We start from the raw sequence: 24,207 nt of genomic DNA, 5'->3' as shown, positions 1-24,207 counted from the left end.
CACGATGAAGAAGGAACAGAGCCGTCCGGCAGCGGGGCCGTGGGAGGGAGAGCATCAAGAGCCGTCCCTGAAGGGGACCTTCGCGGCGGTCATGCTGCTCGGGTTGTTTTTGATCCTCACCTGGGCCGGGGTTTTTACACTGTTTATGGGCAGGAACTAGGAGAAGAGAGGGGGGAAGCATCATGCATATTCACCGTTTAGAGAAAATGTGGCTGGTCTTCGGGATTACGATGCTGGCCGTCTTCCTGACGATTGTGGGGGTTGGGGCGTTCGCCATGGGCATGGAGCCTCCGGGAGGGCATAGGCATACCGTGGACCCCGAGAAGCTCAGCACGACGGCGCCGTTCGATAAACCGGGGCTGCGCAGCATCGGCGAGGGGGAGTATGAAGCGAACCTCATCGCCTTCGCGTTCGGGTATAAGCCGGATGTGCTGGAGCTTCCGCTGGGCGCTAAAGTGAACTTCAATATTACAAGTTCCGATGTGGTGCACGGCTTTCAGGTCGTGGGAACCACCATCAATATGATGGTCGTGCCGGGTGAGGTCAACCACCTTACCTACACGTTTACGCAGCCGGGCGAGTATCTCGTGATCTGCAACGAATACTGCGGCGCAGCGCATGAAGTGATGATGATGAAGCTGATCGTGAAATAAAAAGTAAAGTCTGCAGGCAAAGGAGATGACAGCATGGATACCGTACAGAAACCGTTCGACCGCCGGGATAGCGCACTCATCCTGGCCCATATTCTCTTCGCCTTTTTCGCCCTGTTCCTGGGCGGTGTGGCGGGCCTCCTTCAAGGGCTCGTCCGCGGGGGAGCGCATGTCCTGCCTTTTGGCATCGGCTACTATCAGCTGCTTACCGCACACGGGGTTCTGATGGCCTTGGTGTTTACCACGTATTTTATCATCGGCTTCCTCTATGCGGGTGTGGCCCGTACGCTCGGCACCCTGCTCGGGCTGCCGCGCAGGCTCGGCTGGCTCGGCTTCGGCCTGATGACAGCGGGGACCCTCTGGGCTACAGTCCTCATCCTGCTGAACAAAGCGACGGTGCTCTATACGTTCTATGCGCCGCTCAAAGCTTCGCCCTGGTTCTACGTAGCGCTGGTCTTCGTCGTGGTCGGAAGCTGGATGAGCGGCTTCGGGATCTTCATGCAGTACCGCTATTGGAAGGTGCTTCACCCGGGCCGGACCACCCCGCTCTTCACCTTCATGGCCGTGGTGACGATGGCGATGTGGCTGGTCGCAACGCTGGGCGTCGCCGTGGAAGTGCTGTTCCAGCTCATTCCGTGGTCATTCGGCTGGGTGGAGACGGTCAACGTGGTCCTGAGCCGCACGCTCTTCTGGTATTTCGGCCACCCGCTCGTCTACTTCTGGCTGCTGCCGGCCTATATGTGCTGGTACGTGGTCATCCCGAAGGTGATCGGGGGCCGATTGTTCAGCGATGCGCTCGCCCGCCTCTCGTTCTTGATGTTCCTGCTGTTCTCCATCCCGGTCGGCTTCCACCACCAGCTGATGGAGCCGGGAATCCCGAACGTATGGAAGTACGTCCAGGTCGTGCTGACGTTCATGGTGGTCATTCCGTCTCTGATGACGGCCTTCTCGCTCTTCGCCACCTTCGAGATGCACGGCCGCTCCCTGGGAGCCAAGGGGCTGTTCGGCTGGCTGCGCAAGCTGCCCTGGAAGGATGTCCGCTTCTTTGCCCCGTTCATGGGCATGCTGGTCTTCATTCCGGCCGGTGCCGGCGGGCTGATCAATGCCAGTCATGAGCTCAATGCGGTCGTGCACAACACGCTGTGGGTAACGGGACACTTCCACCTGACGGTGGCCACCTCCGTCGCGCTGACCTTCTTCGGCATCACGTACTGGCTGATTCCGGCGCTTACGGGCCGGCAGCTGACGGCCCGCATGCACCGCCTGGGGATCACCCAGACGCTGATCTGGCTCGTCGGCATGCTGTTCATGTCCGGCTCCATGCATACGGTCGGGCTGCTCGGTTCACCTCGCCGCACGTCCTTCACGACCTACCAGGATCACCCGGATGCCGTGCTGTGGATGCCTTACCACGTGGCTATGGCCGTCGGCGGCACGATTCTGTTCGCAGGCATCCTGCTCATGCTCTTCAACATCGTGATGCTGCTCCAGTCACCGAAGGGCCGGCCGGAGGAGTTCCCAATCGCCGAAGTGAGCGACGCGGCGGAGAAAGCTCCGGCCCTCTTCGAGCGCTGGGGCGTATGGATCGGGGTCCTGGTCGTGCTGATTCTCACAGCATACACGATTCCAGTGATGGATATGCTGAACCATCCGGGGGTGGGGGCCAAGGGCTTCAAGACCTGGTAACGGGGAGCAAGACGTCAAAAAAAGAAAAGCGGTGCGGTCTTTGGGACTGCGCTGCTTTTCTTTTTGGATCATCTTAAAATTAAGATATGAATGCGGACGGGAGTCCGGGCTGATTCAAGAACTAAGCCTCAGCCAGATGGGGAAGGCCCTAAGGCTGCTTGGCGCCCGTCGCGGGAGCGCATTTGAAGTTATCCTTCGCGGCCAGTCCGAGCTTGCGCAGGAGCGAGATCGCCTGCTGCTTCTCCTCGGGGGAGAGGCCGGACACCGCGTGGGCAATGGCTTCTCTGTGCGCAGGGAATGCCTCGTCCAGAAATTGGCATCCTTCCTCGGTAATCTCCGCGTAGGAGACGCGCCGGTCTTCTTCGGAAGGGCGGCGTCGGACGAGCCCTTTGTCTTCGAGCTTGTCGACCACATACGTAATGTTGCCGCTGGTCATCAGAATCCTGCTTCCGATCTGCTGCAGCGGCTGAGGTCCCTTGTGATACAGCAGTTCCAGCACGCCGTATTCGGTAGGGTTGAGTCCGTGCCGGCGGATATCCCGGTGGGCATGGGCCATCACCCACTCGCTGGCGCGGGACAGTACGACGAACAAGTGCAGCGATTCGTCCAGATCTTCTTTCATTGAAGTGAGGCCTCCTGGCGTCCAGTACGGTAGAGCTGTAATCTATAAGTTCTGCATATCTTGAGTTAAAAGTAGTGGAGATCGGCCCATTTGTCAACCCTGCCGAAGGGACTTGATTATGGCTCCCGTCGGTGGTGTTCCATACAGGCTGAACGAGGCGGGCATCCATATATTACTGGCCTTGAGCCCTACTCATCCGGCAGGGAATTTTGTGTCCGTGCAGAACTTTTTGAGGGTGGGATTCGTACATGTATGTAGACAAGCCGCTGCGGCCTCCGCCGCTCCCTTGTCTGCTGTCCTTGCCTGCTTTCTATTCTCTAGATTCTTACCCTATGGAGGTACTGATTCATATGAAACGAATAAAGGACCACCGGCTGTGGAAGCTGCTGCTGACCATCACTTTGGCCACGACACTGCTGGTGCTGCCGGCCCCGCCTGCAGATGCGGCTTCCTTCTCCTATGCGGCCTACCCCAAGGGCACGGTGGGAGTGAAAAAGCCGACGATCGGCTTCGATATCGCCGAAACGGATGCTCCCCAGCGCTTCAGCTCGTTTCATATGAAGGTGGACGGCCAGGCCGTCTCCGGAACGCTCGACACAGCTGAGATGAGCTATATCTACACCCCGGCGGCAGAGCTGTCGCCCGGGACCCATACGGTCCTCGTCACCCTGCAGTTCGACGGCTACGAGGCCATCGAGAACACTTGGACCTTCGAGGTCGCCGAGAACGCGGTGGGTGAAGTCAAAGCGGACTACTCGAAGAATCAGCAGGACGGACTGAAGGCCATCAACGACTACCGTACGCTCTACGGCCTGCAGCCGCTGAAGCTCAATCCCAACCTGACGCTGGCCGCCAAGCTCCACGCTTCTTATCTGTCGGTCAATCAAGCCGCCAAGAGTGGGCTCTCGCTGCATAAGGAGCAGTCCGGCCTCCCCGGCTTCGTCGGTGAGGGCCCTGGTGACCGTGCTGTTTTTGCCGGATATTACAGAGGGCTCGGGGAGGACGTTTCGTTCTATACGGGGTCCCTGGTCGAATCGATTGATACCCTGTTCGATGCGCCGTATCACCGTTCGCCGTTCCTCAATCCGGAAGCAAACGAGCTCGGGATCGAGATGGTCGGCGATTATGTAGTCATTGAATTCGGATTCGCGGGTGAGTCCGATGAGCTGGGTCTGGTCGTGTCGCCGGCTCCCGGGGACCCGTATGTGCCTCTGCAATTCGAAGGCCACGAAGATCCGGACCCGATCCGGATGCATACCGGAGCGGACTACCCGGTAGGCTACCCGCTCATGGCTGTGGCCGAAGGAGCGAATATTACGGCAGTGGAGCTGGCCGATGCGAAGCTGACCGACAGCTCGGGGAACAAGGTGGAGCTGCTCAAGAATTCGCCGGCCAATGATGACCATCTGAAGAACGCGGCGATCCTGATTCCCGCAGCCCCGCTGCAGCCCGACACGGAGTACAAGGCCTATGTAAAGCTGAATGTCTCCCGCAACGGCGTGCCCGCGGTCCTGGAGAAGTCCTGGAGCTTCCGGACGGAGCCGGCGGACGGCATGGGCAAGACCAAGCTGCACACCGATGCTTCGGCGTATCTCAAGCTGGCGGCGGCGGCCCAGACTGCGCCTCTGAAGCATGTCGTCACGTTCAAGCTGGACAACGACCAGTACAGCCTCGACGGGCTGAGGTATCCGATGAAGCGGGCTCCGTTCCTGCTGGACGGTTCGTCCTACCTGTGGGTACGGGATCTCTCGGCCGCCCTGGGCGCATCGGTAACCTGGGATGACAGCCGGAAGGCCGCCGTCTATACGAAGAACGGCAGAACGATCACGTTCTTCACCGGCCGCGGTGCGTACGAGATCAACGGCAAGGAATACGCGACCGGCTCGCCTGCGCGCCTCGAGAACGAGCTTACGCTCATTCCGGTCCGCCTGTTGTCCGAGGTGCTGGGAGCGGAAGTCCAGTATAACGATGCCACGAGGATCGTTACAATCACTTATTAAGCTGTTCCAAGCAATGCAGGCTTGTTATGAAGGCAAGCTTTCAGAAACGTCCGTCTCCCGGGCGTTTCTTTTTTTGTTTTTATAAGGAAAAATTTAGAAACTTCTCTCTCCGGGAGGGCGTCTGGGAAAGGTAGGACCCTAGAGAGAAGGAGATGAAAATAGACCATGAACCCCAGGTACGTCCCGAATCATACGAACCGTTTGCCCCTTCAGGACAAGAAGGAGGACGGACATTCTTTGCTCTATCTGTTCCTGATGGGCTGCGTCCTTGTGTTTTTGGCGGCGGCTCCTTTTGGACGCGCTTTGTTCCTGCACGCCCGTTCCGAACACAAGCCGGAGGACAGTCTGGCCTTTAACAGCCCGCTGTTCAGCAGCTATATTCTTGTGTATCTTGCCCTTGGGGCCGCGGCCCTGCTGCTGTTCTTCAGAGGAGGACGTACAGGAGCACGTCAGAATGCGCCCCTTCTGCTGATATGGTGCACACCGCTCGCGTATTTGATTCCCGGTCTGCTTCGGGCCGGGGGGCCCGTATCCGACTATATGTTCTATCACACGTGGTACGCCCAGATGATGTTTGCGGCCTTCTTTGTTTTTGGCCTGCTTCTGTCGAGGAACGGCACGGGAAGCCGGATCCTGCAGCACGTCATTCTGCTCGGCGGCTATGCGGTGGTGCTGTACGGCCTGCTCGGCTGGTACGGTCTGGTGCAGGAGTACGGCCTGATCATCTCGGATGCGAACGGCATCAGGCTCACCTCCTCGTTCACGTATGCGAACTCCTACGCCGCTTATCTGATGGCTGTCATTCTCGGGAGCCTCTTCCTGTCCGTCATGGCATCTTCCGCTGCGGCGGCGGCCCTGCATTCCTTTTTCCTGGTGCCGGCGCTGTTGTCGCTCGCCATGACGCTCTCCCGTGGAGGCTTCGTTCTGCTGCCGCTGGTGCTGCTCCTCCTGCTGCCGCTGATCACCTTCTCCCGGCAGGTGGTGCTGCTGGCCCAGCTGGGGGCAGCCGTACTGCTGGCTGCGCTGCTGACCTCATCGAGTATGCGGACGGCTGCCGCGATACTGGCGGGTGCGGCCCCGGCGTCCGCTCTCTGGGACTGGCTGCTGCTGCTTGCGGCTTCGCTGGCCTGCACAGGCGCAGCCCTGCTCCTGAAGCGGGGGCTGGAGCCCCGGCTGGCCCGATTGGCGGAGCGCCGCGGCTGGAAGCATGCCCGGCTACAGTTCCCCGTGCTGCTGCTTCTGCTGGGCTGCGGAGCCGTGCTGCTGCTCACCTCGGCTCCCGTCCTGTTCGCCTTCCTGCCGGACGCGATCCGGGTGCGGGTGGAGAATATCAACTTCGCCCAGCACAGCGTACAGGAGAGGGGATATTTCTATGCGGACGCCCTGCGGATCTTCAAGGAGCATTGGCTCGCGGGCACGGGCGGAGGAGGCTGGGCCTCCCTGTATCCTGCTTATCAGAGCTACGGGTATTCCAGCAAGCAGGCGCATAATTTCATCCTGCAGACCCTGATCGATGCGGGCCTGATCGGCACCTTCATGATCTTCGGCTTCATCGCGTGGATCTTTGCCGCCTACGTGCGCCATTACATCCGAAGAGCACGGGCTTCCGGCGCAGACACAGGACAGGCTGACCCGCAAAGCGGGCTGCCCTTGGCGGTCATGGCGGCAGCGCTGCTCCTGCACAGCTTCATGGATTTCGATATGAGCTATGCTTTTCTGTCGGCGCTGTTCTATCTGTGTCTCGGCGGCATGGCCGGGGTGCTGCCCCAGCGTGCGGACTCCGGACGGTATCCGCGGCTCGGCTCTTTCCTCCGGTGGGGGTATCCTGCGGCCTTGGCGGTACTGTCGCTGAGTATGCTGTTCGTATCCTTCTCGCTCAAACGGGGCAATAACGAAGCCGCGCAGGCCATCCAGCTCTTATCGCAGCCTTCTCCAGAGCTTGCGCCAGTGATGGAAGCCATCGACTCGGCCATCGCCCTGCAGCCTTCCAATGCGGATTATGTGCTGATCAAGATTAAGATTCTTGACGCGCTCTACAGCCAGACGCAGCAGATGAGCTTCCTGAATGAAGCGGCCTCGCTTCTGGCCGCCCTGAAGGAACGGGAGCCTTACGCTGCTGAGATCTCTGAGTACGGTTACACCTGGGCCCGGTGGAAAGGGGAGGACGAGGAGGCGCTCTCCCTCGCCAGGGAAGCGATCGGCAGCCGTCCTTGGGCTATTCACTGGTACGAGCGCGCCGAAGAGCTGCATTATCTCCTTGGAGAGAAGGCCGGAGCGCAGGGGGACCTCCGGGAGCAGGACCGGCACTGGGACCAGGTGCAGCTGCTCGCCGGCACGATCGATGCGAAGCACAAGGAGCTTGACCTTATACCGAAAAGCATTGCGGTGCCGCCGTTCGAGCCAACGCCAGGGACAAGGCTGCAGCTGGCCCGTGTGGAGTACCGGCGGGGGGATTACGCGGGTGCGGCAGACCTTCTGAGGCCGGTGCTGCCTGAAGATTTGAAGACGCCCGGCAACCGGCTGCTTGTCCGGTGGTATACGGCTGCGGTACAGAAGCTCGGGAAGGAAGACGCGGCATGGAGAGACAGACTGCTTGCCGCCGACGGGAACGAGCAGGCGGAGCTCCAGCGGCTGCTGTCGATGGGGACACAGGCAGCGCAGTAGCACGGATGCAGGTAATTACAGGAAGCGTGTGGCAGGGGAAGGGGAAGCGGAAGGCCGGCGAAGAGCGCGAGGTACAGCGGAGATCAGGCGGCCGGAGCCATAGATATATCCAGGGAAGCGGGGAGAGTGCAGAGCCGGCAGGCCGTCTTTATTGCCGGCCCAGGCCCCTTCGGGGAGGAGCTCCCGTACTGGCCCTCTCCGCTGGCAGCGGCCGAGACCTCAGGCCTCGAACCGGTCGCCGCGTGTCTGCGGGTGGGAGATCACGAGGAACTCCACCGGGTTCCCCGAGGTGTTCTTCATCTGGTGGGGCACCAGCGGCGCGACTTCACAGCCTTCCTGCGGGTGCAGGCGGTGCACCGTGCCGTCCACCTCCAGCTCCGCCCAGCCGGAGAGCACGAAGAAGAACTGGCGCGCCTGTCCATGGTAATGCCGCACCTCCTCCGTGCCGGGGGGCATCCGCTCATGGATCACGCTGAGCTCGGGCTGCTTGACAAGATGCCAGCCGTCGCAGGTGCCGCCCCACAGGTAATGTTCCGCGTTAGTCTTGCTGATCTTCAAGAGATTCGCCTTCTTTCACGATGTTTTTCCCGGAGGAGGAAGCGTCTTGGAGGGGAGGAAGGGTGAAGGTGTTCCCGCCTCCGCGTTCCTTGTCCCCAAGCCATCCGCGGGAGCGGGGGAGCGGGCCGCGCTCCCGGGCTTCCGCCAGCCAGCGCAGCCGGTAGCAGTTCATGCCCGTCTCGCCCAGCTCCTCGAGCAGGCCGTAATTGGCCCAGGCTCCGACCACCGCGCCGATGCCCGGGACCAGCTGGAGCATTTTGCGAAAATCGATCGTATCCCGGTACTCCTGCTGGAACTTCCGCCAGTCGATATGCTCTGCGTAAGTGTTCGTCAGGGGCAGGGACTGCATGGTCTGAGGCCATGCGGCGATCGCTTCATAGAGCGGCGGCCGTGCCGTCTGCCCCGAGAAGGCGAGCTGGAAGATATGGAGGATGAACAGCCGCTCCCGGTAATCGTACGTGGAATGCCCGTAGACATGAGCCAGCTCAAACAGGAACTTCATCTTGATGCCGATGAGGATCGGAAAGTCGGCCATGCCGAGGAGGAACCCGCCCGCCCCGGCTCCGGCGCCTTCGGCGGCCGCCAGCTTTTTGTAGAAGGCCAGCTTGTCTTCGGCTTCCTTGTCGCGCAGGGCCAGGGACAACCCGGCCGCCGGCTCGCTCTTCGGGATATAATCCATCGAGAACAAGGCGGTCTGGACGATCCCTTTGACCGCGGAGGTGATCGCCGCATGCACCTTCTCCGGAATCGCCTGGTTGATGCGCGACTGCACCGCCTTCGAGGTCCGCTCGATCATGCCCGGGGGCTTCAGCAGGCCGGCGCGCCAATGGTCCAGCTTCCGCTGCACCTGCTGTTCATATACGCTTAATTCTTCGTTCATGGTCTTCGGCTCCTTTGTAAGAATGACCGCCGAGGAGGTTCTTGGTAGTATTATACGATATACGGGAAGAGACCCCCAAATGATTCGAAGCTGTGGCGGGGGCGGCAGGACTATGACAGAAACCGTCATAGATGAAGTGTATCCTGGAGACGGAGTAAGCAGAGCCGGTCAGGGAACGGATTCGGAATTCCGATCCAATCATAGAGGAGGCGTAAGAAAAACATGACATGCCGCTGCGCATGGGTTAATGATGACCCGCTGTATCAGGAATATCATGACAAGGAGTGGGGCGTTCCGGTGCATGACGACCGGAAGCTCTTCGAAATGCTGGTGCTCGAGGGGGCCCAGGCAGGTCTCAGCTGGTACACCGTGCTGAAGAAAAGGGAGCGGTACCGCGAGGTCTTCGACGGCTTCGATCCGGAGAAGGTGGCCGCTTTCGGCGAAGCGAAGATCAGGGAGCTTCTGGCGGACCCGGGCATTATCCGCAACCGGCTGAAGATCCGGGGCGCCGTGTCTTCCGCGGAGGCCTTCCTGCGGGTGCAGGAGGAGTTCGGCAGCTTTGACCGCTACATCTGGCGGTTCACGGACGGACAGCCCATCCGCAGCGCCTGGCGTTCGCTGAGCGAAGTGCCGGCGCAGACCGCGCAGTCCGATGCCATGAGCAAGGATCTCAAGAAGCGGGGCTTCACCTTCGTCGGCTCGACGATCTGCTATGCGTTCATGCAGGCGACCGGCATGGTTATGGACCACACAGTGGACTGCTTCCGCTTCAAGGAGCTCGGCGGAGAGGCGTGAAGGAGAGAGGCCGATAACTTGGACGGCCTGAGAGAGATGAAGGCCTGAGAGATTTGAACGCCTAGGGCGAGGCATCGAAAAAACGTGGCTCGTCTCGGGCAGACCGAGCCTCCCGAATAATTGGGCCTGCCGGGGATGGACGAACAGCCCATCCACCTTCGTCCTTCTCTGAATATAATGCAGAAGTGAATGCATCAGGAGGAGGGGCTGCGCATGAAACCGCGAATCGTTGTGGCTGTCGTAACACCGGGTTCCTTCGTCATCCCGTCCGGCAAGAGCAGCTCGGTCGAGCTCGTTGTGGAGGAGGTTGCCGCCAGAGTGGGCCGCAGGGTCAAGGTGGCGGTGCTCGGCCGCCGCAGCCGTGTTCTTCCGCCGGAGGAGTTCCGGGGCGGTGTGAAGTATGCGCGCGTTCCGGCGCCCACTCCCGGCAGCTATATCCGGAACGTCTCCCGACGGCTCGAGAAGCTGAAGCCGGACATCATCCAGGTCGAGAACCGCCCCCGATTCGTAAGCTATCTGCGCCGCCGCCATCCCCGTGCGAAGATTGTTCTCTCGCTCCACTCGGTCACCTTCGTCTCCCGCCCGCATATCCGAAAGTCGGAGCTGAGGCGCTGCCTGGCCGCGGCCGACCGGATCGTGGTGAACTCCGAGTTCATCCGGGAAGAGATGGAGCGCAGGGACCCGCGATCCCGGGGCAAGCTGGTCGTCAACCATCTCGGTGTGGACCCGGCCGGCTTTGCCAGCCGCTGGCACGGGGAGGGCGCCCTGCGCAGGGAAGCGATGATCGCCCGGCTGGGACTTCAGGGCAGGCGGATTCTGCTCTACGTCGGCAGGCTGATTCCGATCAAGGGCGTGCATCACGTATTGGAGGCGATGCCCCGGATTGTACAGGAGGTGCCGAATGCGGTACTGCTTGTCGTCGGCAGCGCCTTTTACGGCTCGAAGCGGACAACGCCGTATGTCAGACGGCTGCACAGCATGGCGCGGAGGATGAAGGAGCACGTGCGCTTCATCCCCTACGTTCCCCACGGCGAGGTCGCGGACTGGTTCCGTCTTGCTGACGTGCTTGTAGTGCCTTCCGGGCGCCGGGAAGCGTTCGGGCTGGTGAACGTCGAGGCGATGGCGGCCGGTGTGCCGGTAGTGGCCACCCATGCGGGCGGCATCCCCGAGATCATCGAGGAAGGGATAACGGGCTTGACGGTCCCGCTGCCCACGATCGGTGAGGAGCTTCCGGAGCGGCTGGCCTGGCTGCTCCGCGACGAAGCTGCCGCCTGCCGCATGGGGATGCGCAGCGTGGAGCGGGTGCTCGAGCATTTTACGTGGGAGCGGACTTCGGAACGCTGGCTTGCGTTATATACGGATCTCCGGCCCGCGAGGCTGGGGCTGGAGCCTCCACCGGCTCCGCATCCCGGCTGAGGACGGCCGGCTTGAATGGAACTTCAAAGCCGGAAGCCAGTTTTGCAGGATTACACCGGCATGCCGGTTAAAGGAGCCCCTGTTCTTCTTTTGGGAGAACGGGGGTTTTTCTTATGCATCCCTGATCCTGCTGCCGCGCGGGGCGTAATGGACCAGATGATCTTCCAGTGACAGGCAGGGGGGCGAAACTGCGGGGACCGGGCGCGGTCGATTGTACAGGGTGTCATGAAAGGAACAGGCAGTCCGGGCGGGATGGCAGCCTATTTTTTACCCGGGCGGATGACCACCTTCTGGGTATCTGCATATGTTATCAGTGACTGCATGATTTTGAGACATCGATGCCTTCACATTCATTCGTTAGGCAGCCATGATTTTACATTAGGAGGATCCTCATGAAAAAGGACAGCCGCCGCCCTGCCGGTAAGTCAAAACCCCGGAAGCAGCGTATCGCTTCTTATATCAACGAACTGAGCTGGCTGGATGAGAAGCCAGGCAAACATGCGATCCGGGAAGAAGCTTCTGTCTCCCAGATTCGCGCCCCCGAGGAGCCCCTGACGGATTCGGATCCTCTTCTTGAAGAGGAGGAGTGGGAAGCACTTCCGAAGGCCGCCCCTTCCTTGAAGCGGTACACGGTATCAAGGCCGCTTGCGGCGGAGCCAAAGCCCCATACCCCCGCACCCCCGGCCTATACGCCGGCACCTCAGACTTATACACCGGCTCCCCAGCCGGACATCCAAAGGAGCTTTCAAGGTGCGACGGTGTATACCGATGACCTCGGTGAAGAGTCCGTCACTACCGAGAAAATCGCACGCTATGCCGTGGACAGCACGCGGATCCGGCGAGGTGGGGTAGGCCGGGAGAACCTGGCGGATTATGCGGTGGACAGCGCCAAGCTGGCCGACCGTTCCGTTACCGTCCAGAAGCTCGCCCCGCGTTCGGTAACGGAGGATATCCTGGCGCCCGGCGCCGTCACCTCGGAGAAGGTACGCGACCGCTCGATCTCGGGGGATAAGCTGCTAGATAACAGTATCACCGCGGAGAAGCTGGCGGATAAGTCGATCGACGCGATGAAGATCGCCGACGGCTCGATCCACGCCAAGCATCTTGCAGACGAGGCGATTTCGGGCGAGATGATCCAGCACCAGTCGATCACTTCGGACAAAATCCGAAGCGGCGCCATCCAGGCCTCGCAGCTCGCTAACGGAAGTGTGAACACGGCGAAGCTGGCGGACGGGGCGGTCGGTACCGAGAAGCTGCGCGACGGGGCGGTGACGGCATCGAAGATCGTCGACGGAGAGATCACGACCGAGAAGCTGGCGGACGGGTCGGTGACCGAGGAGAAGCTGGGGCACTGGAGCGTCGCATCGGGTCACCTCAAGCCGAACTCCATCAGTCATGATCATCTGGTTCCCGGGAGTGTCCGCGCCGCGAATATCGGATCGAAGCAGATCGAATCCATCCATCTGGCAGAGGAAGCCGTGCAGTCGCTTCATCTCAGGGATGGTTCGGTGACCTCCGGCAAGCTGGCCAAAAACGTAGTTCAAAGTACGCACTTAAGTGAATCCATTATCGAAGGCAAGCACGTGCAGGCCGGAGGAATCGACAGCCGTCACCTTACCCCCCATGCCGTGACCGGTGAGAAGATCGCACCCGCCAGTGTCGGCACTTCCCAGCTCGCGGACGGCGCGGTCTCATCGGAGAAGCTCGGTCATGGGGTGGTAACCGAAGAGAAGCTGGCGCCATGGAGCATCGCTTCCGAGCATCTCAAGCTGAATTCGATTGTCCATGATCACCTCGCCCCCGGCAGTGTCCGCGGTACCAATATTGCATCGAAGCAGATCGAATCTGCTCACCTGGCGGATGAAGCGGTGCAGTCGGAGCAGATCAAGGATGGCTCGGTCACCTCAAGCAAACTGGCCAAGAATGTGATTCAGAGCATTCACCTGTCTGAATCCAGCGTTGAGGGCAGGCATGTGCAGGCTGGGGGCATCGAGGGAAGCCACCTGGCGCCTCACTCCGTGTCCGCGGAGAAAATTGTATCCGGCAGCATCGGCGCATCCCAGCTGTCGGACGGCTCAGTGACGATGGAGAAGCTGGCGAATGGGGCCGTGACTTCACTGAAGCTCGCTCCCAAGTCCGTGCATGCGGGGCATCTGGCGCCGGGAGCGGTGCTCTCCGTTCACTTGGAACCGAAGGCCGTGCAGGCCGTCCATCTGGGGCCGATGGCCGTAGGCACCGAACATCTTCAGGACCGCAGTGTCACCGTCGATAAGCTGCAGGAGCGTTCGGTCACGGCGAGCCATCTGGCGCCCGGAGCCGTACAGTCCCAGCATCTGATGGAGAATATCGTGCAATCAATGCATCTTGGCAATCAAAGTGTAACGACATCGAAGCTCTCCGTCGAATCTGTGTCGACCGACAAACTGACGAACCTGGCGGTGACTTCCGCCAAGCTGGCCCATGTCAGCGTCACTTCGGAGAAGCTGGCCCGGGAAGCGGTGCAGTCCGAGCACTTGTCCCCTGGAGCGGTCGGCAGCAGTCATCTGGCCAAATCGGCCGTGAAATCCCAGCAGCTGGCCACAGGGGCAGTCACCCGCGACAAGCTTGAGAACGCGTCGGTATCGGGGGAGAAACTTGCCGAAGGGGCGGTCACCTCGCTGCATCTGACAACCGGTGCCGTGCGGACCCAGCACCTGGCTGAGGGCGCTGTGGAAGGCAGCCGCATTGCGTCCAGTACGATCACGGGGACTCATATGGCGTCTGGAGCTGTTAGCGGCGAACAGCTGGCGATCGCAGCAGTTACCGTAGAGAAGCTTGCAGCGAACGCCGTCACGGCGGAGAAGCTCGGAGCGGAGTCGGTCACGGCCGAGAAGCTGGCGGCAGAATCGGTGACGGCGGAGAAGCTGGCGGCGCGGTCGGTGACGGCGGAGAAGCTGGGAGCGGAATCGGTGACGGCCGAGAAGCTGGGTGCGGAGTCGGTCACGACGCAGAAGCTGGCGGCGGAAGCGGTGACGGCGAGGAAGCTGGCGGCGGAGTCGGTGACGGCGGAGAAGCTGGCGGCGGAGTCAGTCACGGCGGAGAAGCTGGGAGCGGAGTCGGTGACGACGGAGAAGCTGGCGGCAGCGTCGGTGACGGCGGAGAAGCTGGCGGCAGCGTCGGTGACGGCGGAGAAGCTGACGGCAGTGTCGGTGACGACAGAGAAGCTGGCGGTGGAGTCCGTGACGGCACAGAAGCTGGCAGCGGAGTCGGTGACGGCGGAGAAGCTGGCGGCGGAGTCGGTGACGGCGGAGAAACTGGCGGCGGAATCGGTGACGGTGGAGAAGCTGGCGGCAGAGTCGGTGACGGCGGAGAAGCTGGCGCCGGAGTCGGTGACGGCAGCGAAGCTGGCGGCGGAGTCGGTGACGGCGGAGAAGCTGGCGGCAGAGTCGGTAACCGCGGAGAAGCTGGCGGCAGAGTCGGTGACGGCGGAGAAGCTGGCGTCGGAGTCGGTGACGGAAGGGAAGCTGGCGGCGGAGTCGGTGACGGCGTCGAAGCTGGCAGCGGAGTCGGTGACGGCGTCAAAGCTGGCGGCGGAGTCGGTGACGGCGGAGAAGCTGGCGTCGGAGTCGGTGACGGCAGGGAAGCTGGCGGCGGAATCGGTGACGGCGGAGAAGCTGGCGGTGGAGTCGGTGACGGCGGAGAAGCTGGCGGCGGAATCGGTGACGGCGGAGAAGCTGGCGGCGGAATCGGTGACGGCAGGGAAGCTGGCGGTGGAGTCGGTGACGGCGGAGAAGCTGGCGGCCGAGTCGGTGACGGCGGAGAAGCTGGGACCGGAGTCGGTGACGGCGGAGAAGCTGGGACCGGAGTCGGTGACGGCGGAGAAGCTGGCGTCGGAATCGGTGACGGCGGAGAAGCTGGCGGCAGAGTCGGTGGTGACGGAGAAGCTGGCCGTGGAGTCGGTAACCGCTGAGAAGCTGGCATCGGAGGCTGTAACGGCGGAGAAGCTGGCGCCGGGGGCGGTGGCGACGGAGAAGCTGGCGGCGAACGCGGTAACGGTGGAGAAGCTGGCACCGGAATCGGTGACGGCGGAGAAGCTGACGGCGGAGTCAGTGACGGCAGCGAAGCTGGCGTCGGAATCGGTGACGGCGGAGAAGCTGGCGTCGGGGTCGGTGGTGACGGAGAAGCTGTCGGAGGAGTCGGTGACGGCGGAGAAGCTGGCGTCGGCGTCGGTGGTGACAGAGAAGCTGGCATCGGAATCGGTGACGGCGGAGAAGCTGGCTGCGGAGTCGGTGGTGACGGAGAAGCTGGCGGCGGAGTCGGTGACGACAGCGAAGCTCGCTGCGGAGTCGGTGACGGCCGAGAAGCTGGCATCGGAATCGGTGGTGACGGAGAAGCTGTCGGCGGAGTCGGTGACGGCGGAGAAGCTGGCGGCGGAGTCGGTGACGGAGGAGAAGCTGTCGGCGGAGTCCGTGACGGCGGAGAAGCTGGCGGCCGAATCGGTGACGGCGGAGAAGCTGGCTGCGGAGTCGGTGGTGACGGAGAAGCTGTCGGCGGAGTCGGTGACGACAGCGAAGCTCGCTGCGGAGTCGGTGACGGCGGAGAAGCTCGCCGCGGAATCGGTGACGGCCGAGAAGCTGGGAGCGGAATCGGTGACGGCGGAGAAGCTGGCGTCGGAGTCGGTGACAGCGGAGAAGCTGGCGGCGGAGACGGTGACGGCGGAGAAGCTCGCTCCAGGGTCGGTGACCACAGAGAGGCTCGCGCCGGAGTCTGTGACGACGGAGAAGCTGGCGTCCAAATCGGTGACGGCCGAGAAGCTGGGGGTCCGGTCGGTGACAGCGGAGAAGCTGGCGTCCGGCGCCGTCACCGGCGATAAGATCGCTTCGAAGTCCATTACGGCCGAGAAGCTGTCGACGGAGTCGGTAACCACGGAGAAGCTGGGTGCCGATTCGGTTACAGGGGAGAAGCTAGCTCCCGCCTCGGTTGACAGCAGGCACATTGCCGACGATTCCATCGATGGCCTGCACATCAAGATGGAGTCCGTATCGGGCTACCACCTGCTGCCGGGGAGCATCTCCCTGCTGCATCTGGAACCCTCGCTGCAGGCTCTCCTCAATGCCGCTGCGGCCGTGTCTCCGGCGTCGCAGCCGGCCAGCAAAGCCTATGCACTGCTGCAGGAGCCGGAAGCCGTAGAGAACGGCGGGGCCGAAGCAACTGCCCAGGAAGCTTCAGTGGAACCGGTTGTCCTGACGGCAGGGATCAGCGGAGGAGAGCAGGAAGTCCCCGTGACGGTGGAGGGTGAGTTTGCTGCAGCCGCGGATGCGGTTGTAACGGAAGGGCTCATCACGGACCTCGCAGCGGAAGAGTCCCTTGCGGAAGCTGATTTCGGCGCGGATTCGGCCGCAACGGAGGGGGACATCACGGAGCCTGCCGCAGCGGAGGATTTCCTTGCGGAAGCCGATTTCGGCGCGGTCGCTCCCGGGACGGATACGGAGCCGGAAGCTGTGGTCAACGTGGAGCCGGCTTCCGAAGCGGTGACGGAAGAGGAGACGCCTTCAGCAGCCATCGGGCAGCAGGAGCAGACGGACCTCGAAGGTGAACCGGTGTCGCTGCCCGTGTCGGATGCGCCGGATGAGCGGGCGGCAGTTAAGCTCCGGGTAACGGAGGCCGCTCCGTCGCCGGCGACGGTCACAGCCCCCCTGCAGCAGTTCGGACTCAGCCTGTTCGAGCTGCCGGTAGAGGTGGTCACGATCGAAGTCGGTGTGACGTTCGACCGGCCGTTTGCCGACGAGAATTACGCGCTTGTCGCTACAACAGGCCACCAGGACTGCTACGCGGTCATCAAGTCGAAGGGACGCGAGAGCGCCGTCCTGGAGATCGTCCGCAGCCGGTTCTCGCCGGAGTGCCAGAGCTTCGTGAACTGGATCGCGATGGGCCGTTCCGCAGAATAATACAGCCGGACCGAGGAAGATGCCGCCGTACGCCATGCGGGAGAACGGCGGCATCTCTCTTCTATGGTCCTCCAGCCAGGCCGCCGGGCTCAGTCCGGCGGCCTGTTTCTGCTGTTCCGGTGACTTCGGTGCATTCGGGGCGGGCGGCGCATGTTGTTTTCGTCCGGGCTTTTGCCTTATGCTTGACCCATTGGCAAGCTCGGCTTCTTATGCGATGCGGGGCGCGGGACCATAGACATCCGCCAAATTGCTGAGCCTCATGGTATTCGTCCATGTACTTGCAGCCCTGCGGGCATATCCTTTAATGATGTTGCAGCAGAACGACTCTGTACAGAAGGCCCATTCGCGGCCCCTCGTCAGAGAAAGGAGCAAGCCGATGAAAGGAGTCATTGTGGCCGGCGGAAGCGGGACGCGGCTGCGGCCGCTGACGGATCTGGTGAATAAGCACCTTCTGCCGGTCGGAGGCTACCCCATGATCCACTATGCCATCGCCAAGATGGCTGAAGCCGGTATTCGGGAAGTGCTGTTGATCACCGGCAAGGCGTCGGCCGGCCTGTTCACGCAGTATATCGGCAGCGGGGAGGCGTGGAAGATCCAGGTCACATACCGGATCCAGGAGCGGCCCGGCGGGATTGCCGAAGCGGTCTCCCTGGCCGAAGGGTTTATTCGTCCCGGAGACAAGTTCGTGGTTCTTCTCGGGGATAATCTGTTCGAGGACTCGCTCGCGGAGGCGGTAGACGAATTCAGGGAGCTGCCCGCAGGAGCCCGGGTGTTCCTGAAGGAAGTGCAGGACCCCCGCCGCTACGGTGTCGCGGTCATTCGGGACGGGAGGATCGTTTCCATTGAAGAAAAGCCGGAGGATCCCCCTTCGTCTTACTGCGTAACGGGCATTTATATGTATGATGCCGGCGTGTTCGGGGAGATCCGTCAGGTGACGCGCTCCGCACGGGGAGAGCTTGAGATTACGGACGTCAACAACCGCTATGCCGCCGCCGGCCTGCTGCAGTACGGCATGCTCGAAGGCTGGTGGACGGATGCGGGCACCCCGCGTTCCCTGCTGGAGGCGGGACTCAGGTTAATGAAAGGTGAATCGTAAATGAGACGAATGATGGTAACCGGAGGTATGGGCTTTATCGGCAGCAACTTCATCCGGTACTGGCTGCAGCGCCATCCGCAGGATACGCTGCTCAATCTGGACCTGCTGACGTATGCGGGACGCGAGGAGAACTTGGCTGACGTCTCCCGTGATCCCCGGTATGCCCTGAGTGTCGGGGACATTGCGGATCCGATGGTGATCCGCCTGCTCGAAGAAGAGAAGATCGATACCATCGTTCATTTTGCGGCGGAATCGCATGTGGATCAGAGCATCCTCGATCCGCAGCGGTTCGTGCGTACGAATGTGCTTGGCACCCAGAACCTGCTGGAGGCTGCCCGCCGGAGCGGCGTCAGGAAATTCGTTCACATCTCGACAGACGAGGTCTACGGCACGCTCGGAAGCACAGGCAAATTCACTGAAGATACGCCCCTGGCCCCGAACAGCCCTTACTCGGCGAGCAAGGCGGGCTCGGACCTTCTGGTGCGGGCGTACTGCGAGACCTACGGGTTTCCTGCCGTCATTACGCGCTGCTCGAATAACTACGGACCTTACCAGTTCCCGGAGAAGCTGATCCCGACGATTATTACCCGGGCGCTTCGGGGGGAGGACATTCCTGTTTACGGAGACGGGCTCTATGTCCGTGACTGGCTTCATGTCGAGGATCACTGCTCCGGTATCGAGCGGGTTCTATTGCAGGGAAGGCAGGGGGAGGTTTACAACATCGGCGGAGGGAACGAACGGACGAATATGAGCATGGTTCGTTTCATCCTGGAAGAGCTGGGGCGGCCCCTGTCGCTGATCCGCCATGTCGAGGACCGGCTCGGACACGACCGCCGCTATGCCATTGATTCCTCCAAGATCCGCAGGGAGCTTGGATGGGCGCCGGTAAGGAGCCTTGAGGAAGGGCTGAAAACGACAGTGCAGTGGTATGTGGAGCATCGGGATTGGTGGGAGCCTCTCCTGGCCGGAGGGGGACGATAAGAATAGGGAGGCGGGGCAGGTGAAGATTGGCATTACCGGTGCAGGAGGACAGCTCGGTCGGGATCTCATCCGGGTGCTGCAGTCCCGGCACGAGCTTGTGGCCTGGACGCATCAGGACCTGAGCATCACCGATGAGAAGGCGGTGGAACAGGCCTTTGCTCTTCACCGGCCGGACGCAGTGATTCATGCGGCCGCCTACACGGGAGTCGATGCGGCGGAGAAGGACCTAGATACGGCCTATATGGTGAATGCCTTCGGCACGCGCCATGTGGCTTGGGCCGCACATGGCATCGGCGCCAAGATGGTCTATATCAGCACGGACTATGTCTTCGACGGACGGAAGGGCGTGCCTTATACGGAAGGGGACCGGACGGCTCCGCTCGGCATCTACGGCAATTCCAAGCTGCTCGGGGAGAAGTTCACGGAGTTTCTTTGCGACCGCCATTTTATCGTACGCACTTCTTGGCTGTACGGCCTCTCGGGCTCCAACTTCGTCACGAAAGTGCTGCAGCAGGCGAAGGAAGTGGGAACCCTCCGCATGGTGTCCGACCAATACGGCTCTCCGACCTACACGCTGGATCTCGCCTCCCAGATTGCGGAGCTGATCGAAACCGAGGAGTACGGGGTCTACCACGTGTCCAACCGCGGGTTCTGCAGCCGGTTCCGGTTCGCGGAAGCGATCCTGGAGATCGCAGGCCTTGACGGCGTAAAGCTCGAAGCGGTGGAGGCGGGGGAGCTGTCTCTTCCGGCGGAACGGCCGGCGCATTCCGGCCTGTCCGATCAAGCCCTGCGCCGGCGGGGATTCGGCCGGATGCGCCACTGGAAAAGCGCGCTGGAGGCTTTCATCCGGGAAGATCTGCAGCGCAGTGACAAAGGGGAGGGAGGACCCGAGGATGATTCGGAACGTGCTTACCAAGACACTGATCCGGCATAGCGACGACCGGGGCTTTTTCATGGAGCTGCTGCGGGCGGACGATGAGATCTTCGGCGGCTTCGGGCAGGCTTCTCTGTCCCTCAGCTATCCGGGCGTAATCAAGGCTTTTCATTACCACGCGCAGCAGGATGATATCTGGTACTTCCCGTCGGGGCAGGCTCAGGTGGTGCTGCATGATCTGAGGCCAGATTCCCCGACTTACAAGCAGACGGATGTGTATTACATGGGGGAACTCAGTCCGTACCTGCTCTTCATTCCACGGGGCGTGGCCCACGGCTACCGGGTGCTGGGGCATCTGCCTGCGACGATCGTCTACTTCACGAACAAGGCTTATGATCCGGCCGATCCGGATGAATTCCGCCTGGCTTACGACGATCCGGATATCGGGTTTAACTGGCAGACCCAATTTCGCTGAGGGGCAGGGGCGACGGCGGGTATCGTGAAAAAGGTGATGTTGGCGGGAGCCAGGGGGACTTTGTTCCGGCCGCGCACGTGGAGGCGAAGCCGAAGCAGCTTCAGGGGCTGACCTCCGAGAAGACGATGCCGCAGATCACCTGCGAGCGGCTGCTCCGCCTGCTGCCGTGGGGCTGTGCACGTCTGCCATGCGCTGGGGCGAAAAGCGCGCGGGCTGTCAGGGTCCGTTATAGCATGGAGAAAAGAGGAGGGGGCTTTCGGCTGCCCAGCCTCTTTTTTTGCGTGCGCGGGTGGGGCATGCGCCCGTAGACGGGAGCCAATTTTTGGGAGGGCGAGGTAGGTGTCCATATGCTCTATTGTCCCGGCGCATACCCTTTTAGCAGGGCATAGACCATTGCGGCATAGGGGGAATGCGCACCGTGAAAACGTTGATTACCGGGACTTTCCGTTTTGTCGACAGCCATGGGCTGCGGCAGGGGGAGAACGGAGGATGGTGCTGATCACTGCCGTCAAGAACGCGAAGAAGAGAAATCGGCCGGAGAAGGCAGCGTCGTGGAAGCTGAAGCGGGGGAAGGGGAGCACGGCCCGGCGGAAAAAGAAAAAGCGCCCCGGCCTTCCCGCTGAAGCGAAGAAGCGCCGCAGGAAGCGCGGCCTGCATGCCGGGGGCCGGGAGGGTGCAGGCAAGCGGGCAAGCAAGCGTTTGAAGAAGCGTTTGAAGAAGCGTGTGAAAAAGCGCCGGGCAAAACGGGTAGAGCAGCGAATAGAGCACGGAATAGAGTCTGCTCCGGTGCAGGCTGCCGTTCAGGAGGAGCACCCGCCTGCAGAGGCACAGACGGAGGAAAAGGCGCAGACGGCGGAAGAAGCACCGGAGCTGCTGCCGGGAGTTTCACTTATCGGATACGCGCGAGGAGAATTCGGACTCGGCGAATCGCTGAGGCTGGCGGCAGGTGCGCTGGAGACGGCGGGGGTCCCTTTCGGCATCATCAACTATCCTCACTCGGGCCCCGGCGGGGATACTTCCTGGGTCCATAAGGAAAGCACCGCGATGTACCGGACCCATATCTTTCACGTCAATGCCGATTCCATGGGTCCCGTAAGGCAGTTCGTATCCGGCCGGACAAAAGGGAGGTACAATATCGGTTACTGGCACTGGGAGCTGCCGGATCTGAGGGAAGCGGACCTCAAGGCCTTCGATTATGTGGATGAGGTATGGACCCCGACGGCGTTCGTGCAGGAGAGCGTGAAGAAGCGGTCGCCGGTTCCGGTCCTGCGGATCCCGCATGGCATTCATGTTCCCGTGCGGCCGGAGTGGGGCCGGGCTGCCTTCGCGCTGCCGGCGGACCGGTTCCTGTTCATGTCGATGTTCGACGTGCACAGCAGCACCCGGAGGAAGAATCCGCATGCGGTGATCTCCGCCTTCAAGGAGGCCTTCGGTCCGAACGACCGGACTGTCGGCCTGGTGCTCAAGGTGAAGGGGAAGGCTTCGGGAATCGACGACCTGCACACCCTTTATCCGCTGCTGGAGGGCTACCGCAATATTTATTTGATCGAACGGGTCCTCTCCCGTCTCCAAGTGAACTCCCTGCTGAACAGCGTGGACTGTTTTGTTTCTCTTCACCGCTCGGAAGGCTTCGGGCTCGGTCTCGCGGAGGCCATGTACCTCGGCAAGCCGGTCATCGGGACGAATTGGTCGGGGAACACCGATTTCATGCGGCCGGACAATGCTTGTCCCGTCGATTACCGGCTGGTCCCGGTGGGGGAGAGCTGGGGGCCATATGATGCGGAACAAATCTGGGCGGAGCCGGATATCCGGCATGCGGCGGCGTATATGCGCGATCTCGTGAACCATCCCGACTACCGCGCGAGAATTGCAGCGGGCGGGCAGATGACCATACGCAGCGAGTATTCGCCCCGGAGCGTCGGCGAGCAGATCCGGGCGAGACTGAGCGAGCTGGGCCTGCTATAGGGGGAAAAGAGGCCGGACGTACCAACAGCCGGCCCCCCGCACATGCAGTGTGCGAATTTCCGTGCGAGGGGAGCCATCCCGAATCGATCCGTCTCCGCGGAAGCGAAAGCATCTTACATAAAGGGGAAGCCGGCTCCCGGTAAGGGGAAGACGGCTGGGAAATATCCGGTACAGTCCGGCCGGTCATCCAAACGGACATGCCCGGGCTGGGGGACAGGCGAGGCCTGTGTGCTCCTTCACTGTTCAGAGTAGACGGAGCTCCTGAAGCCGCTGCCGGACCGCCAGCCCGGACGCTTCCGGCGAGAAGCGTGTGCGAATGGTCATCTGTCCCCGGAGGGCGAGCGCCGTGCTCCAGGCCCTATCGGCTGCCGCCCTGCGCATGCAATCGGCGGCGTGCTCCAGGTCCGGGTCCGCCCAGACCTGAGCGGAAGTATAGGGTCCTGCGTCTTGGCCGACCGGCCGCAGCTCGCAGCGCACGGGGAGGCTGTTTTCCCCGTTCATGAAGTCGGTATTGCCCGACCAGTCCGTCGCGATCACCGGTTTGCCCAGGTACATCGCCTCCGTCAGGACGAGGCCGAAGCCCTCCGAACGATGAAGGGAGACGAAGCTGTCGCACGCGGCAAGAAGCCCGTATACCTCCTGACGCGTAAGCCGCTCAGGCAGGAGGAAGATATTCGTGCAGCCTTCGACGGCGGCCCGGAGCTTCTCAAGCTCTTCGGGCTTCGCCTGCGCGTTGTTGATCTTGACGACAAGGGCGGCTTCGGAGCTTCCGGATGGGAAGGCGCGCCGGAACGCTTCGATGGCTCCCGACGGATTCTTGCGCAGCGACGTGCTGAAGACATCGAACATGCACAGGAACAGGAAAGCTTGAGACGGCAGTCCGAACCGTGCGCGCAGCGCGGAGCCGTCGAAGGCGCCGGGGATCCGGATGCCGTAAGGCACCGCGTGGACCGGAAGAGCCGTATGGCGGGCAAGCACATCGCGCACGAAGGTGGTCGGCGTCCAGATTTCCTGCAGGCCCGTGAAGCCGTCCCGCCAGGAGCCAGGCAGTTCGGAGAGCTCCCATGCCCAGTAGCCGATGTTATAGCGGTCTTTCATGAATGCGTCTCCGAACTCTTCCCTTACATATCTCATGTTGTCCCCGTTGACATGAACCAGGTTCACGCGGTACGGATAGCCCTCCTGCTCGCGGTGGGCCCAGCTGAGATCGCCCATCCGCGAAGGATTGCCCCGCTCGAAGTTGTTGATGCCGTACGGCATGCCGCAGCTTTCCAGGGCCTGTGCGAGCAGGCGGCAGCCCTCGCCGAGTCCCATTTCGGCACGGTTATAGCCAATGAGATTGACACCGGGAACTCCGGTATACGGCATGCGTTCGGCTGCGGCTGCGGCTGCGGATGTGGTGGTACGCACCGCTGAACGCACAGCCGGCCGCCGAAGGAGCCTGGGTTTTGCCGGGGAGCGGCCGCTTTCCGGCTTTTTGGCGCGTCGTTTTTTGGACGCTGCCCGCCGTATGCGGCTGTTCTTCCTGACGGTTAGGCGGCGGGATGTGGATGACGCCGGGAGCCTGCGAAGCCGGCGCTTGCGGCGTCGGGTGCGTTTCGGACGCTTGACGGCTTGG

The 24,207-nt window shown here is 61.9% G+C and carries 17 protein-coding genes; 13 read left to right on the top strand and 4 right to left on the bottom strand.

Annotated elements, in window-relative coordinates:
* The first annotated feature begins 4 nt into the window (after positions 1–4).
* From ACP26L_RS29430 to ACP26L_RS29420, 3 genes are read left to right on the top strand one after another with little or no spacing between them, the layout of a single operon-like run.
* Positions 5–160: a cytochrome c oxidase subunit 2A gene (locus ACP26L_RS29430; RefSeq protein WP_426448838.1), complete on the top strand. Its 156-nt coding sequence runs from the start codon at positions 5–7 to the stop codon at positions 158–160.
* Positions 161–182: 22 nt separating this feature from the next.
* A complete protein-coding gene (locus ACP26L_RS29425; protein ID WP_426448836.1) occupies positions 183–653 on the top strand; it encodes a cytochrome c oxidase subunit II in 471 nt (156 codons plus the stop codon).
* 33 nt (positions 654–686) lie between these two features.
* Positions 687–2,336, top strand: a complete 1,650-nt coding sequence (locus ACP26L_RS29420) for a b(o/a)3-type cytochrome-c oxidase subunit 1 (protein WP_426448834.1) — start codon at positions 687–689, stop codon at positions 2,334–2,336.
* Between the two features lie 148 nt (positions 2,337–2,484).
* Here the strand turns inward: ACP26L_RS29420 and ACP26L_RS29415 are convergent, their stop codons facing one another.
* Positions 2,485–2,958 carry a MarR family winged helix-turn-helix transcriptional regulator gene (locus ACP26L_RS29415; RefSeq protein WP_426448832.1) on the bottom strand — a complete coding sequence of 158 codons (474 nt, stop codon included), beginning with the start codon at positions 2,956–2,958 and terminating at the stop codon, positions 2,485–2,487.
* 350 nt (positions 2,959–3,308) lie between these two features.
* Here ACP26L_RS29415 and ACP26L_RS29410 point away from each other — a divergent pair, with 350 nt between their 5' ends.
* Together ACP26L_RS29410 and ACP26L_RS29405 are read left to right on the top strand one after the other, a co-directional pair.
* Entirely contained in the window at positions 3,309–4,958 is a 1,650-nt protein-coding gene (locus ACP26L_RS29410) for a stalk domain-containing protein (RefSeq protein ID WP_426448830.1), read from the top strand.
* 165 nt (positions 4,959–5,123) lie between these two features.
* Positions 5,124–7,622, top strand: coding sequence for an O-antigen ligase family protein (locus ACP26L_RS29405; protein ID WP_426448828.1), 2,499 nt, complete (start codon positions 5,124–5,126; stop codon positions 7,620–7,622).
* A 219-nt stretch (positions 7,623–7,841) separates the two neighbouring features.
* Here ACP26L_RS29405 and ACP26L_RS29400 read toward each other — a convergent pair whose 3' ends face one another.
* Positions 7,842–8,180 carry a cupin domain-containing protein gene (locus ACP26L_RS29400; protein ID WP_426448826.1) on the bottom strand — a complete coding sequence of 113 codons (339 nt, stop codon included), beginning with the start codon at positions 8,178–8,180 and terminating at the stop codon, positions 7,842–7,844.
* Entirely contained in the window at positions 8,161–9,060 is a 900-nt protein-coding gene (locus ACP26L_RS29395) for an EcsC family protein (RefSeq protein WP_426448824.1), read from the bottom strand. Before ACP26L_RS29395 ends, ACP26L_RS29400 begins: the two co-directional genes overlap by 20 nt.
* 222 nt (positions 9,061–9,282) lie before the next feature.
* On the opposite strand from ACP26L_RS29395, the gene ACP26L_RS29390 reads away from it, so the two are divergent.
* The 8 genes from ACP26L_RS29390 (at position 9,283) to ACP26L_RS29355 (ending at position 22,589) form a co-directional block, all read left to right on the top strand.
* Positions 9,283–9,855, top strand: coding sequence for a DNA-3-methyladenine glycosylase I (locus tag ACP26L_RS29390; RefSeq protein ID WP_426448822.1), 573 nt, complete (start codon positions 9,283–9,285; stop codon positions 9,853–9,855).
* A 213-nt stretch (positions 9,856–10,068) separates the two neighbouring features.
* Complete coding sequence (locus ACP26L_RS29385) at positions 10,069–11,271, top strand: glycosyltransferase family 4 protein (RefSeq protein ID WP_426448820.1); 1,203 nt, start codon at positions 10,069–10,071, stop codon at positions 11,269–11,271.
* A 392-nt stretch (positions 11,272–11,663) separates the two neighbouring features.
* A complete protein-coding gene (locus ACP26L_RS29380; protein ID WP_426448818.1) occupies positions 11,664–17,198 on the top strand; it encodes a WIAG-tail domain in 5,535 nt (1,844 codons plus the stop codon).
* 376 nt (positions 17,199–17,574) lie between these two features.
* Positions 17,575–18,294: a sugar phosphate nucleotidyltransferase gene (locus ACP26L_RS29375; protein WP_426448816.1), complete on the top strand. Its 720-nt coding sequence runs from the start codon at positions 17,575–17,577 to the stop codon at positions 18,292–18,294.
* Positions 18,295–19,275: a dTDP-glucose 4,6-dehydratase gene (rfbB, locus tag ACP26L_RS29370; protein WP_426448814.1), complete on the top strand. Its 981-nt coding sequence runs from the start codon at positions 18,295–18,297 to the stop codon at positions 19,273–19,275.
* A gap of 19 nt (positions 19,276–19,294) precedes the next feature.
* Positions 19,295–20,209 carry a dTDP-4-dehydrorhamnose reductase gene (rfbD, locus tag ACP26L_RS29365; protein WP_426448812.1) on the top strand — a complete coding sequence of 305 codons (915 nt, stop codon included), beginning with the start codon at positions 19,295–19,297 and terminating at the stop codon, positions 20,207–20,209.
* On the top strand, positions 20,169–20,624 hold the full coding sequence (locus tag ACP26L_RS29360) for a dTDP-4-dehydrorhamnose 3,5-epimerase family protein (RefSeq protein ID WP_426448810.1): 456 nt from the start codon (positions 20,169–20,171) through the stop codon (positions 20,622–20,624). The genes rfbD and ACP26L_RS29360 overlap by 41 nt, the downstream gene beginning before the upstream one ends.
* Before the next feature lie 489 nt (positions 20,625–21,113).
* A complete protein-coding gene (locus ACP26L_RS29355; protein ID WP_426448808.1) occupies positions 21,114–22,589 on the top strand; it encodes a glycosyltransferase in 1,476 nt (491 codons plus the stop codon).
* A 243-nt stretch (positions 22,590–22,832) separates the two neighbouring features.
* Here the strand turns inward: ACP26L_RS29355 and ACP26L_RS29350 are convergent, their stop codons facing one another.
* Positions 22,833–23,999 (bottom strand): glycosyltransferase family 4 protein, encoded by a 1,167-nt coding sequence (locus ACP26L_RS29350; protein ID WP_426448806.1) that lies wholly within the window; start codon positions 23,997–23,999, stop codon positions 22,833–22,835.
* Positions 24,000–24,207: the final 208 nt, after the last annotated feature.

This window comes from Paenibacillus sp. S-38, assembly GCF_049942825.1.
Taxonomy (GTDB): domain Bacteria; phylum Bacillota; class Bacilli; order Paenibacillales; family NBRC-103111; genus Paenibacillus_G.
This window is presented reverse-complemented; position numbering and strand designations above follow the sequence as displayed.